Annotated in this window: 11 protein-coding genes; 4 read left to right on the top strand and 7 right to left on the bottom strand. The window is 69.7% G+C overall.

Features of this window, described 5'->3' with window-relative positions; all coding sequences use genetic code 11:
* Window positions 1-39: 39 nt before the first annotated feature.
* Together ACOQFR_RS02815 and ACOQFR_RS02810 are read right to left on the bottom strand one after the other, a co-directional pair.
* On the bottom strand, window positions 40-810 hold the full coding sequence (locus ACOQFR_RS02815) for a glycine zipper 2TM domain-containing protein (RefSeq protein ID WP_421378286.1): 771 nt from the start codon (window positions 808-810) through the stop codon (window positions 40-42).
* A gap of 67 nt (window positions 811-877) precedes the next feature.
* The gene (locus tag ACOQFR_RS02810) at window positions 878-1,531 is read right to left on the bottom strand and encodes an alpha/beta fold hydrolase (RefSeq protein WP_421378284.1); all 654 of its coding nucleotides are present in this window, start codon (window positions 1,529-1,531) and stop codon (window positions 878-880) included.
* A 142-nt stretch (window positions 1,532-1,673) separates the two neighbouring features.
* Here ACOQFR_RS02810 and ACOQFR_RS02805 point away from each other — a divergent pair, with 142 nt between their 5' ends.
* The 4 genes from ACOQFR_RS02805 to ACOQFR_RS02790 all read left to right on the top strand — a co-directional run bounded on the left by ACOQFR_RS02805 (window position 1,674) and on the right by ACOQFR_RS02790 (window position 7,092).
* Window positions 1,674-3,518, top strand: coding sequence for a sulfotransferase (locus ACOQFR_RS02805; RefSeq protein WP_421378282.1), 1,845 nt, complete (start codon window positions 1,674-1,676; stop codon window positions 3,516-3,518).
* Between the two features lie 168 nt (window positions 3,519-3,686).
* On the top strand, window positions 3,687-5,723 hold the full coding sequence (gene fusA, locus ACOQFR_RS02800) for an elongation factor G (RefSeq protein ID WP_421378280.1): 2,037 nt from the start codon (window positions 3,687-3,689) through the stop codon (window positions 5,721-5,723).
* Window positions 5,724-5,758: 35 nt separating this feature from the next.
* Window positions 5,759-6,496: a hypothetical protein gene (locus ACOQFR_RS02795; protein WP_421378278.1), complete on the top strand. Its 738-nt coding sequence runs from the start codon at window positions 5,759-5,761 to the stop codon at window positions 6,494-6,496.
* Window positions 6,493-7,092, top strand: a complete 600-nt coding sequence (locus ACOQFR_RS02790; RefSeq protein WP_421378276.1) for a pilin — start codon at window positions 6,493-6,495, stop codon at window positions 7,090-7,092. The genes ACOQFR_RS02795 and ACOQFR_RS02790 overlap by 4 nt, the downstream gene beginning before the upstream one ends.
* On the opposite strand, the gene ACOQFR_RS02785 is transcribed toward ACOQFR_RS02790, so the two are convergent.
* The 5 genes from ACOQFR_RS02785 to ACOQFR_RS02765 all read right to left on the bottom strand — a co-directional run bounded on the left by ACOQFR_RS02785 (window position 7,093) and on the right by ACOQFR_RS02765 (window position 13,023).
* Window positions 7,093-8,085 carry a cytochrome d ubiquinol oxidase subunit II gene (locus tag ACOQFR_RS02785; RefSeq protein ID WP_421378274.1) on the bottom strand — a complete coding sequence of 331 codons (993 nt, stop codon included), beginning with the start codon at window positions 8,083-8,085 and terminating at the stop codon, window positions 7,093-7,095.
* 18 nt (window positions 8,086-8,103) lie between these two features.
* Window positions 8,104-9,465: a cytochrome ubiquinol oxidase subunit I gene (locus ACOQFR_RS02780; RefSeq protein ID WP_421378272.1), complete on the bottom strand. Its 1,362-nt coding sequence runs from the start codon at window positions 9,463-9,465 to the stop codon at window positions 8,104-8,106.
* A complete protein-coding gene (locus tag ACOQFR_RS02775) occupies window positions 9,462-10,082 on the bottom strand; it encodes a GbsR/MarR family transcriptional regulator (RefSeq protein ID WP_421378270.1) in 621 nt (206 codons plus the stop codon). The genes ACOQFR_RS02780 and ACOQFR_RS02775 overlap by 4 nt, the downstream gene beginning before the upstream one ends.
* 103 nt (window positions 10,083-10,185) lie before the next feature.
* Entirely contained in the window at window positions 10,186-12,414 is a 2,229-nt protein-coding gene (locus ACOQFR_RS02770; RefSeq protein ID WP_421378268.1) for a DUF5916 domain-containing protein, read from the bottom strand.
* A 120-nt stretch (window positions 12,415-12,534) separates the two neighbouring features.
* Window positions 12,535-13,023, bottom strand: a complete 489-nt coding sequence (locus ACOQFR_RS02765; protein ID WP_421378266.1) for an SET domain-containing protein — start codon at window positions 13,021-13,023, stop codon at window positions 12,535-12,537.
* Window positions 13,024-13,096: the final 73 nt, after the last annotated feature.

Here is a 13,096-nt window from a genome sequence, read left to right as displayed (position 1 = left end):
GGGGCCCGAAGGCCCCTTCCGATCCGAAGTCCCGCGGGATCAGCCCTCGGGCGTCACCATCACCCGCACGCGGATCTCGCTGCCCGGGTGGTAGTCGGTGGTGGTCTGGTAGTGACGGCCGGCGTACTCGTAACCGACGCGATAGCCGAGCACGCGCTCGTCGCGACGATAGTCGGTGACCACGCGGCAGCGCTGCACGTCCTGCGCGGCGTAGTAGCCCGAAGGCTGGCCGCGATAGCCGTAGCGGTCGTCGCCATAACGCGGGTCGCCGCGACCGCCATTGCGCTCGATGTCGTTGCCGATCGCGCCGCCGATCACCGCGCCCAGCACCGTGGCGGCCTGGCGGCCATCGCCGCTGCCCACCGTGTTGCCCAGCGCACCGCCGACGATGGCGCCCAGCACCGCACCGCCGCCGCTGGTGCGACGCGGCGCGTAGCCTTGGCGGGCGTACACCGGCGCGGGCGCCGATTCGCAGACCTGGCGGCTCACCGGGCGGCCCGGGTCGACGATCGGGTCGACGCTGGTCACGCGCGCCAGGTCATACGCCGCGTCGTTGTAGCCATCGCCGCGCGAGGCGTAGGCCGGACCGGCCACGCCGTAATCCTGCGCTGCGTAAGCGCGCGTGTCGTCGTAATAATCGTCCTGGCCGGCGTAGTAGCCCTGGCCTTCGGACTCGTAATAGCCCGCATCCTGCGCGGCGTAGTCATCGCCGTAACCGTAGCTTCCCTGCTCGTAGTAGTCCTGCGCGCTGGCGGCGCCGGCGGTGAGGCCGAGGGCCAGGACGAGGGAACGCACAGCGATACGCTTCATGGGGTGCTCCTGTCGCCGGATTGGCGCAGGCGCATCGTCGGGCCGGAGCGCCCAACTGCGGCTGAACTCAGCGTGGCAGGTCCAGGGCGTTCAGCCACTCGACAGCCTGCGCGGCAGCGCGCGCCGCCTGCCGCCCCAGCAGCGGTCCGACGTGGCTGCCCGGCAGGCGCACCAGGCTGGCCTGCCAGGCATTCGCCAGGGCGGCCGAGGACTCTGCGGGAACGTCGGCATCCTGCCCGGAGGCGAACACCAGCACCGGGCAGGCCGGACGGGCTGCGGCCAGGGGCTGGCTGGCCTCGTGCAGCACGCGCGCCGATTCGTCGCGCCAGCGGCGGAAGGCGTATTGGGCCGCCAGGTCGTCGGCATCCGGCAGCGCGCGGCGCGTGCCGTGCAGGCTGGCCCCGCGGCCCCAGGGCTTGATGCCCTCGGCGCGCGGAACGTCCATGCCGCCCGGCGGCATCGGATTCACCAGCACCAGCGCCTCGGCGGCCGCCGCGTGCAGCATCGCCAGGCGGCCGCCGAGGCTGGCGCCCACCAGCACGCGCGGTCGCGTCGTCGCGCCGAGCCAGGCGCCGACCTGCTGCGAATAATCCTCAAGCGCGGTGGCGGCCAGGCCGTGCGGCGCCGGCTGCAGGTCGGGTGCAAGCGCCTGCCAGCCCGCGGCGCGGAGCACGCGGACCCACACGCCCCATTCCCAGCCGCCGCCTCCCGCCCCATGCACGCAAATCGCCGTGCCTGCCTGCTGATGCACTCCATCGCTCCTTCGCCGCACTATCGTGCAGGACCCAGTGTATGCCGGGCGTGGCCTCGCCTCGGCCCGGCCGGGGCCGGTACCATGACCGCCTGCCCCGGCGTGGACGCCCATGAAACTCCAGGTCCCCTTCCTCCAGCTGCCCATCCATTTCGACAGCCAGGCGCTCGCCGACGAGATCGCCGGCATCGAGGAGCACCACTGGCGGCCGCACGTGGCCGGCCTGGCCGGCAACAGCGCGCTGACCCTGGTCACCGCCGGCGGCGACCCCGCCAACGACGACCTCACCGGCGAAATGCGGCCAACGCCACTGCTGGCCCGGCTGCCGCGCGTGGCCCAGGTGCTCGATGCGCTGGGCGCCACCTGGGGCCGCTCGCGCCTGATGCGCCTGTCGGGCCAGGCCGAAGTGACGCCGCACGTGGACACCAACTACTACTGGCGCGAACGCATGCGCGTGCACGTGCCGATCACCACCACGCCCGACGTGCGCTTCCAGGTCGCGCAGTCGGAGGTGAACATGCGCGCCGGCGAATGCTGGATCTTCGACACCTGGTCGCGCCACCGCGTGCTCAACGGCAACGACAGCGAACGCATCCACCTGGTGGCCGACACCGTGGGCGGCGACCGCCTGTGGAGCCTGATCGCCGGCGGACGGCCGCCCGGCCGCGACCTGCCCGGCTGGCGCGAGACGCCGCACGCCTTCCGCGCCGACCTGCCGGCGCCCGCGCTGGATTTCGAAGCGGTGAACCAGCCGGTGGTGATGAGCCCGTGGGAAATGCGCGACCACTTCGTATTCCTGCTGGCCGAGGCCGTGCCGCACCCGCGGCTGCCGGCGGTACAGCAGGGCCTGCTGGACCTGGCGCGGCGCTGGCAGGCGCTGTGGTCGGCCTACGGCGAGCGTCGCGAGGGCTGGCCACGGTACCGCGCGCTGCTGGATCGTGGCCGTGCCGAGGCCAGCGCGCGCGGCGCCGGCGAGATCGGCCTGCGCAATGAAGTCGGACTGCAGTTCATGCTCGACAACTACGTGTTCGGCGTGGCGCTGGCCGACCGCGCGGACGCCGGGGCCAACCGGGACGTGCACGGCGGCAGCGAAGCCGCCGCGGCGAAGCCGCGCCCCGCGGCGCCCGCGCGCCATTTCGACCGGCCGGTGTTCATCGTTTCACCGCCGCGCTCGGGCTCCACGCTGCTGTTCGAGACCCTGGTCGCCGCGCCCGGCGTGTACACCATCGGTGACGAAAGCCACCAGCTGATCGAAGGCATCGCGGCGCTGGCGCCCTCGGCCAAGGAACACGGCTCCAACCGCCTGCTGGCCAAGGACGCCGACCCGGACGTGGTGCAGGCGCTGCGCGATCGCTTCATGGCGGCCCTGCACGACCGCGACGGCCGTCCGCCGTCCGAGGGCGCGGTGCGCATGCTGGAAAAAACGCCAAAGAACACCCTGCGCATTCCTTTCCTGCGCGAAGTCTTTCCCGGCGCGCGCTTCATCTACCTGCACCGTGATCCGCGCCAGGTGCTGGCCAGCATGATCGAGGGCTGGCGCTCGGGCGATTTCGTCACCTATCCGCGCCTGCCCGGCTGGAACGGCCCTGCCTGGTCCTTCCTGCTGCCCCCGGGCTGGCCGGCATGGGACGGCCTGCCCTTGCCGGACCTGGTCGCCCGCCAGTGGGAAGCCTGCATGCGCATCCTGCTCGACGACCTGGCCGCCGTACCGGCGTCCGATCGCATCGGCCTGGACTACGCGGATCTGGTCGCCGACCCGCAGGCGCAGGTGCAGCGCCTGTGCGGCTGGGCCGACTGGCGCTGGGACCGCAGCCTGGCGAACGGGCTGCCGCTGTCGCGCTACACGCTCACCCCGCCGGACCCGGGAAAGTGGCAGCGTCACGCCGCCGACATCGAGCCCGCGCTGGCCCGCCTCAAGTCGCTCGTCGACCGCGCCAAGTCGGCCGCCGCAGCCTGACCTCCGCCCGGGTTGACCCGGCCGGCGCGCAGTGGAAGGCTAGCCCTCCCGGCCCCGCCGGGGTTCCGCCATGACCGACGCGCGGTCGCGCGATAAACGACCTGGCAGCGCCACTGCGCCGCCGACCATGACGGCCTATCCGCCCATCACCCTGGGAGAGACGGCCTCATGTCGTACCGCACGCAGGACATCCGCAACCTGGCCCTGGCAGGCCACCCCGGCGCCGGCAAGACCACCCTGTTCGAAGCCCTGCTGCATGCCGGCGGCGCAATTCCCACGGCAGGCAGCCTCGAACGCGGCACCACCGTGTCCGACTTCGATCCGATGGAAAAGGCGCGCGGGCATTCGCTCAACACCGCCATCGCGGCGATCGACCATGGCGGCATCCACGTCAACCTGATCGATACGCCGGGTTACCCCGATTTCCGCGGGCCCACGCTGTCGGCCTTCTCGGCCGTGGAAACCGTGGCGATCGTCGTCAACGCCGGCGCCGGCATCGAGTACGGAACGCGCCGCATGATGGACCACGCGCGCGAGCGCAACCTGTGCCGCCTGATCGTGGTGAACCGCATCGACGCCGAGCCCGGCCGGCTGGGCGCACTGGTGGACGAACTGCGCGAGGCCTTCGGTCCCGAGTGCCTGCCGATCAACCTGCCGGCCGACGGCGGACGGCGCGTGGTGGACTGCTTCTTCAACCCGGCCGGCGACTCCGATCTGGGTCCGGTGGCCGACGCCCACCAGCGCATCATCGACCAGGTGGTGGAGATCAACGAGCAGGTGATGGAGCGCTACCTGGAAGACGGCGAGACCGGGCTGTCGGGTGCCGCCCTGCACGATGCCTTCGAACAGTGCCTGCGCGAAGGCCACCTGGTGCCGGTGTGCTTCGTGTCGGCGCGCACCGGCGCGGGCGTGGCCGAATTGCTGGCGCTGGCGGAAAAGCTGCTGCCCAATCCGCGGGAGGGCAACCCGCCGCCGTTCGAGAAGAACGGCGCGCCCCTGGCCACCACCGCCGATCCGGACGCACACGTGGTGGCCGACGTGTTCAAGATCGTCAACGATCCCTTCGTCGGCAAGCTGAGCGTGTTCCGCGTATTCCAGGGCACGGTGCGGCGCGACAGCCAGTTGTTTGTTGACGACGGTCGCAAGTCCTTCAAAGCCGGGCACCTGTTCCGGCTCAAGGGGCGCGAGCACGTCGAGATCGACCGCGCGGTCGCCGGCGACATCGCCGCCGTGGCCAAGATCGACGACATCCACTTCGATGCCGTGCTGCACGACAGCCACGACGAGGACCAGCTGCGCCTGAAGCCGCTGGATTTCCCCCGGCCGATGTTCGGGCTGGCGATCGAGGCGGCCACGCGCGGCCAGGAGCAGAAGCTCGCCACCGCGCTGCACAAGCTGGCGGAAGAGGACCCTGGTTACCAGATTGAACACCACGTCGAATTGAACGAGACCGTGGTCCGCGGCCTGGGCGAACTGCACCTGCGGGTGCTGCTGGAACGCATCCGGGAACGCTACGGGGTGGACGTGCGCTCGCGCCCGCCGCGCATCGCCTACCGCGAAACCATCGCCGCCCCGGCCGAGGGCCACCATCGGCACAAGAAGCAGACCGGCGGCGCGGGTCAGTTTGGCGAAGTCTTCCTGAAGGTCGAGCCGCTGGCGCGCGGCACGGGCTTCGAGTTCGTGGATGCGGTGAAGGGCGGCACCATCCCGGGCCAGTACATCCCGGCGGTCGAGAAAGGGGTGCGCCAGGTGCTGCACGGGGGCGCGCTGGCGGGCTATCCGATTCAGGATGTGCGCGTGACGGTTTACGACGGCAAGTACCACACCGTGGATTCGAAGGAAGTGGCCTTCGTGGCCGCCGGCAAGCGGGCCTTCCTCGATGCCATCGCCAAGGCCCGGCCGCAGGTGCTCGAGCCGATCGTGGACCTGACCGTGGCGGCGCCCGAAGCGCACATGGGCGACATCACCGGGCAACTGGCCGGCAAGCGCGCGCGCATCCACGGCACCGATGCCGGCCGCGGCGGCGAGATCGTGGTCAAGGCCCAGGTGCCGCTGTCGGAGCTGACCGACTACGCCACCGAACTCAAGGGCGCCACCGCCGGACGCGGCCGCTACGACCTGGAGTTCAGCCATTACGAGCCGGTGCCGGGCAACGTGCAGAAGCAGCTGGTGGAGGCCTACAAACCGCGGCACGAGGAAGACTAGACTGCGCCTACCCCGGCCCCACCCCAGGACTTCGCATGACCGTCGACCGCCCCGCCCTCGCGCTGTTGATCGCACTGGCCCTGGCGGCCTGTTCACCCGCCGAACCCGAAGCGCCGGCATCGGCCGCCGGAGCACCGCCGTCCGACGCGACCGACGCGGCTGACGCAGCCCCGGCGGCAACACCGGCGACCGAGGCTCCGGCGGCAGCCGCGAGCGAGGCTGCGCCGGCCGAACCGCCCGCGATGGAACGGTTGGTGCACACGCAGGACACCTTCGCCACGCTGCAAGCCCGGCTCGGCGCCGGCAACGTCGTCGCCGAGGTACTGCCGGGCGCGGAAGGGGAAACCCACGACGGCTGGATCCTGTTTCCCGACGACCCCACTCGGCGGCTGCGCGTGTATCTGGACGACCAGGGCGAACATCCTTCCCAGTTGGTCGCCGATGCGCAGGCCACCGCCTGGCAGCGCGCCGACGGCGTGCGCATCGGCATGGACAGCAATGCGCTGGAAACGCTCAACGGCACCACCTTCGGCTTCCATGGGTTCGGCTGGGACTACGGCGGCGCCGTGGTGGAATGGGGCGGCGGCACCGTCGCGCCCGACGGCGACTCGGCAGGCTCGGTAACGCTTTGCGCGCCGGAGTTCGCCGAGGGCGCCGAGCCCCCCGGCTATCCGATCGGCGACGCGGCGTTCGCCTCGGACCTGCCCGTGGTGCGGGCGCACCCGCCCGTGGTCTGCGAGTTCAGCCTGACGGTGATGCCGGAACCCGCATGAAAAACATCCTGCCCACCTTCCTGGCCGTGCTGCTGGCGGCCGGCCTGGCGCTGTTCGTCTACGACCGCTTCGTGCTGGCGCCCCGCCTGGAGAAAGCCGGCGAAGCCGCGCGCGTCAGCCTCGACCAAGCCCGCGAGGAGGCCCAGGGCATCGCCCGGGAGCTCGACGCCAGCGTCGAGCGCAGCGTCGCCGGCGCGCGCGCCGCGCTCGACCAGCAGGCCAGCGACGAAGAAGCGCGGCGCATCGAGCTCGAACGCCAAGCGAAGGAGATGCGTCTTTCGGCGCTGGCCGCCGAGGCCCTTGCGCGCGCCAACATGGTCAAGGTGGGCGTGGTGGAGCACTACATGAACACGCTGGAGTGGCCGCGCGACCTCGCCGAGATCGGCATGGGCCAGCCCGCCGACTTCCGCAGCGGTCCGGTCGAATCGATCCGGCTCGAGCCCCAGGGCGTGATCCTGATCTCGATGCAGTCCGACGTGGCGCCGGGCGGCAAGCTGCGCCTGGTGCCCAAGGCCAACCCCAGCGGCATGATCGACTGGACCTGCCGCGTTTCCGATTACCCGGCCGCGGAACGCATCAGCAGCTGCAAGCGCTGATCACTCGTAGCTCAGTTCGGTGCTGCGGCCCCAGAACACTTTGTACGAGAAGATCGTGTAGCCGATGATCACCGGCAGCGTGACGCAGGCGCCGACCAGGATGATCTTGAGCGAGCCCGGCGCCGCGGCCGCGTCCCAGAATTCGATGCGGTCGATCACCAGGTAGGGGTACAGGCTGTAGGCCAGGCCCCCGAAGGCCAGCACGAACATGCCGATGGCGGCCGCGAACGGAATCCAGTCCTTGCCGCCGACGCCGCGGCGGATGCGGCGCAGGTGGTTCTCGCACAGCGCGAACAGCACCGCCGTGAGCAGCGGCACGGGCATCAGCAGGAACAGGTTGGGCAGGCTGAACCACTTCCCGAAGATGCGCGGGCTGACGTAGGGCGTGGCGATGGACACAGCCACGATGCCCAGGCCCGTCAGCCACAGCGCGCGCCAGCCCCAGGCCGCCGCCTTCTGCACCAGCGGTCCTTCCATCTTCATCAGCAACCAGGTGGCGCCCAGCAGGGTGTAGCCCGCGGCCAGGCACAGCGCGATGAAGCAGGCGAACACCACGGCGGTCGCGCCCGTCTCGAAGCCCAGGATGTAGCGACCGACCATGTAGCCCTGCGCCAGTGACGCCACCAGCGAGCCCAGCGCGAAGGCCGTGTTCCAGAGCATGCGATGGTCGTCGTGCGCCTTGGCCCGGAAATCGAAGGCCACGCCGCGCAGGATCAGGCCGATCAGCATCACCATCACCGGCAGGTACAGCGCGCCCAGGATCACGCCGTGCGCGACCGGGAAGGCCACCAGCAGCAAGCCCACGCCCAGCACCAGCCAGGTTTCGTTCGCATCCCAGAACGGACCGATCGAGGCGACCATGCGGTTCTTGGCGTCGTCGTCGGCGAAGGGCACCAGCAGGCCGACGCCCAGGTCGTAGCCGTCCAGCACCACGTACACCAGCATCGCCAGCGCCATCAGGCCCATGAAGATCAGCGGCAGGTAGGCATCCATGGAGGTTCTCCGGTCCGGTCAGACTTCGTCGGGTTCGCCGCGCGGCGCGGTGATCGGTGCGGCCACCGTGGCGCCGCCCTTGCGCGCCAGGTGGAACAGCACCGACACATAGGCCAGCAGCAGCACCAGGTAGATCGCCAGGTAGGCGCTGAGGCTGATGCCGATGATCGGGGCCGGCGTTTCGGACGCGGCCTGCGCCGTGCGCAGCACGCCGGTCACCAGCCAGGGCTGGCGCCCGATCTCGGTGACGTACCAGCCGGCCAGCGTGGCCACCCAGCCCGCGAACGTCATCGCCACCAGCACGCGCAGCAGCCAGGTTGCGGGCTCGCCACGGCGGCGCAGCTGCCACGCGGCCAGCCAGGACACGCCCAACATCAGCACGCCCATGCCCACCATCACGCGGAAGCTCCAGAACACCGGGCCGACCGGCGGGTGCTCCCCAGGGAAGCTGTCCAGCCCCTTGATCTCGCCGTCCAGCTCGTGGGTCAGGATCAGGCTGGACAGTTTGGGGATGCCGATGGCGTAGTCGTTGCGGCGCTCGGCCTCGTTGGGCACGGAGAACAGCAGCAGCGGCGCGCCGCGCTCGTCCTGCCAGACGCCTTCCATCGCGGCCACCTTGGCCGGCTGGTGTTCGAACGTGTTCAGGCCGTGCAGGTCGCCGACGAAGATCTGCACCGGGATCAGCATCGCGCCCATCACCACGCCGGTGCGCAGCGCGGCCATGACGTCCGGGCTGCGCTCGCCGCGCAGCCAGCGGAAGGCGGACAGGCCCGCCACGAGGAAGGCGGCGGTGAGTCCGGAAGCCAGCAGCACGTGCACCAGCCGGTAGGGGAAGGACGGATTGAAGATCACCGCCCACCAGTCGGTGGGGTGGGCGACGCCGTTGATCATCTCGAAGCCGGCCGGCGTCTGCATCCAGGAGTTGAGCGCCAGGATCCAGAAGGCCGAGGCCGTGGTGCCGAAGGCCACCAGCACGGTGGCCAGCGTGTGCATGCGCTCGCCGACCTTCTTGCGCCCGAACAGCATGATGCCCAGGAAGCTGGCCTCCAGGAAAAACGCGGTCAGCACTTCATAGGCCAGCAGCGGGCCGGCGATGTTGCCCACGGTGTTCATGTAGCCGGGCCAGTTGGTGCCGAACTGGAAGCTCATGGTGACGCCACTGACCACGCCCATGCCGAAGCTGAGCGCGAACACCTTCACCCAGAAGAAATAGGCCGACAGCCACTTGTCGTCGCCGGTCTTGAGGAAGCGCAGCTTGAAGAACAGCAGGATCCAGCCCAGCGCGATGGTGATGCTGGGAAACAGGATGTGGAAGCTGATGTTGGCGGCAAACTGGATCCGGGCCAGCATCACCGGATCGACGGCGGACTCGAGGCTCACGACTGATCCCTCCCCTCTTCACGCAGTGGCACGACCACGGCGCCCTGGGTGACGGTGTCGCGCGGCGGCGGAGACGAATTTCCCAGCAGGCGGTCTTTCATTTCCAGCAGCTTGGTGGCGGTGGCACCCAGCGACATCAGCCGCTCCAGGGTCGCCGGCTGCAGCTTGCGCACTTCGCCGAACCAGTCGGTGAGCTGCTCGATCAGGGTGTGCATCTGCCGCATGCGCTCCTGGGCGTGTTTTTCCTCGGCCGAGGCCGGGGTCTCGAGCAGCGCGTCGCGCAGCATGGACAGGGTGGGATCCACCTCGCGGCGCTGGCGCTCTTCGGCCAGGGTCTTGAAGATCGCCCAGACGTCCTCGGGCGCGGAATAGAAATCACGGCGATCGCCGGGCTGGTGGCTCAGGCGCACCAGACGCCAGGACGACAGCTCCTTCAGGCCCATGCTGACATTGGACCGGCTCACGCCCAAGCGCTCGGTGATCTCGTCGGCGGTCAGCGGCTGGGGGGAAATGAACAGCACGGCATAGATCTGGCCGACCGTGCGGTTGATGCCCCAGCGGCTGCCCATCTCGCCGAAGTGCAGGACGAAGGATTGGCTCAGCGGCGGCAGGTCCATCTGGATACCCGTGGTTTCAGAAATTTCTGAAACATTAGGCTCCTGCCTGAAACGATTTGCAACCACCTTTAAGAATCAACGAGTTGTAGATCATCTGGCCGGGTCAGTTGGCGAAGCGGTAGCTCAGCTTGACCAGGATCTGCTCGGCGTCGCGCAGCGAGGTGGCATCGCCCAGCAGTTCCGACAGCGACCGGCTGGTGTCCTCGAACCCCAGCCCGCCCCGCCCGTAGACCACGTACAGGTCCGACAGCGGCGCCAGTTCATAGCGGTAACGCACCTGGAAACCGAGGTTGTTGAGGCTGAAGTCGGAGATCGACGAGTCCACGATCGGCAGCGGCCGGCCGCCCGGGCCAACCCGCCAGGCCTGCTCCACCCGCGCGTCGAGCGCGATGGTCTCGAACTTTACGCGCAGCTCCTGCCGCGTACCGATCTGCCATTGCAGGCTGCTCGACAGCCGCGCCTGCGCCATGTCGAAGCTGCCCAGCCGGTCGCCGCCGCGCCACAGCAGCCAGTCCGGGTTGCGCAGCAGTGACGCCTCCAGCTCGATGCTGAGGCTGTCGCTCAGGTGCAGGGTCGGCTCGATGCCCAGCTCCAGGCCCATGCCGTCGGTGCCATCGAGTCCTTCGGCGGCCGCGCGCGCATAGCCGAACCACGACCAGCGGCCACGCTGGGGCCGAAAGCGCTCGCCGTAAAGGAAGATTTTTTCCGGCACCTGCACCACACCATTGCCGCGGGTGATCAGGTCATCGTGGCCTGCGGTCCAGCCCGCGAACTCCAGGAACTGGCTGCCGCCGTCGCGGCGCTCGCTGTAACGGTTCACCGCCACCGCATCGGCGATGCGCAGGCCGTGGTCGTTGCGCCGCTGCGAGGCCGCCCAGCGCCACTCGTGCGAGGCATAGGGCGAGGACTCGGGCAGGTTGGTCTGCCGCTGCGCCAGCTCGTAGCGCAGGTAGTTGAAGTCGTTGCGGTCCAGGTAGCCGATGTCGTTGAGCTGCAGGTCGTCGCCCAGGTGCAGGAAATACAGCTGTTGGCGCCAGCCGTTGCCCAGCTCCTGGTCGGCCCGCAGCTGGAAGCCGCTGTCGTTGCGCTGCTCGCCGGCCTGTTCGATGCGCGAGGCCACAGCTTGTGAGCGGATGCTCCAGGCCGGCGTCGGCGTCCACAGGTGGTCCACCGAGTACACCGCAGCCGTGCGGTCCAGGAAGGGACTGTCCACGTAGGTCAGCATGCCGCCCAGGTCCTGCGGCCCGAAATCGCGGGTCGCGCGCAGGGCGAAAAAATCGCGGCCGACGTCATCGCCCTCGGTTGCCGCCAGCAGGCCGTAGCGCACCTGGCCCAGGCTGCCGTTGAGCTTCACCGCGGCCTCGACATCCCCGGCGCCACTGCCGTCGTCGGCCTCGCCGCCGATGCGGCGCGTGTAAAGAAGGCGGCTGTTGCCGGCGCCGAAGGGCACGTCGAACAGGCCCTGGTTCTCGGTGAAGAACGGGCGCTTGTCGCCGAAGAAGGTTTCGACCGCGCCGAAGTTCACCACCAGGTCGTCGCTCTCGACCTGGCCGAAGTCGGGATTGATCGTGGCCGAAAGCTGGAACTGCCCGTTGGGCTTCCAGAACAGGTCGGCGCCGGCATCGAAGTCGGTGTCGCCGCTGATCCGGTCGTTCACGGCCACGACGTAGGGCGTCACGGCCAGCAGCGACTGTTCGTACAGCGGCACTTCGATGCGCGCGAATTCGGACAGGAAGCGCGGGCGCTGGAAGCTGATGGCCGGCCAGCCGAAACGCTCGCCGGTGCTGCCCACCACGCGGTCCAGGTAGATGCCCAGGGTGCGCTTGCCGTCGGCCGGGCGCGCCATCGGCGCCACGTGCCAGGGGATCAGCATCTCCACGCTCCAGCTGTCGGCGTCCTGAGACACCGCGTGGCTCCAGAGGCCGTCCCAGTCGGTGTTGAAGTTGCGCTCGCTGGTGATCACCTCGTCGCTGATGCCGTCGGTGACGGTGACCATGAAGTCGTAGCCGGTGCGGCCGTCGCCGTCGAAGTCCACCATCAGGTTGACGCGGTCGAGCTGGCCGCCCTGGTCGCGGCGCGTGCGCTGGGTGCTGCGCGGCACGTCGGCGGGCTGCGTGTTGCGGAAGGCGACCGCCAGGCCTTCGGGCGTGGCCAGGATCCAGGCCTGGGTGCGGTGGGTGGCGGGCTGGCCGTTGTCCGGCTGCACCATCACGAACTCGTTGACTTCTCGCGCACCGGCCCATTCGTCGGCGCTGATCCGCCCGTCGATGTCCACGGCGCCCGCGGCCGGGGCCGCCAGCAGCAGGATCAGGGCAAGGGGATTCGGGGTCATGCCAGGTCCTTGGCGGTGGGAGCCGGCGCAGTCTGGACGCCCGACACCCCGACGCCGAGGGTCGTAAGTCATGGCAACGCTCAGGCGCCCTGCGGCATCAGCCGCCTTCGACGGGCGAGTTCAGCCCTTGGACTTCTTCTTCGGCGGCTTGGGCTGCAACATGGTGCCGGTGCAGTGCGGCGAGCCGCAGCGGCAGGCCCAGAGCTTCTTGAGCCGCGCGGTGTGCGCCTCGGCGAGCACGATGCCGTAGTTGTAGGTCAGCTCCTCGCCTTCGGCAATGTCGCGCATGGCCTCGATGTAGATGCGGTCCTTGCGCTTCTTGCCGGTGTCGGACTCGAGCCAGGTGGCCTCGCAGTTGGGATCGCAGCTGTGGTTGATCCAGCGCGCGTCGTTGCCGTCCACGTTGGCATCGATCACGTACTTGTCGTTGAGCGTGAACAGGAAGGTGTGGCCGGTGTCGAGCTCGTCGGCATACACCCGGTCCACCTCGGCGTGGGTGCGCAGCAGGCCCTTGTAGCGGACCACGCGCTCCCCCTTGGCGATCGGAGCGGTGGCGAAGACGCCGTTGCCGTGGATGGCGGAGCGGCGGGCTTCGATTTTCTTGGGCATGCGCGGGACGTCCGGAGGCGGGGGCGGCCATTGTCGCGCATTGGCGGCGCCGGCGCAGCCGGAGCGCGCACCA

It is taken from the genome of Arenimonas sp. MALMAid1274 (genome assembly GCF_049195245.1).
Taxonomy (GTDB): domain Bacteria; phylum Pseudomonadota; class Gammaproteobacteria; order Xanthomonadales; family Xanthomonadaceae; genus Arenimonas.
Note: the sequence above shows the minus strand (reverse complement) of the source record. Positions and strands in the feature narration are given on the sequence as shown.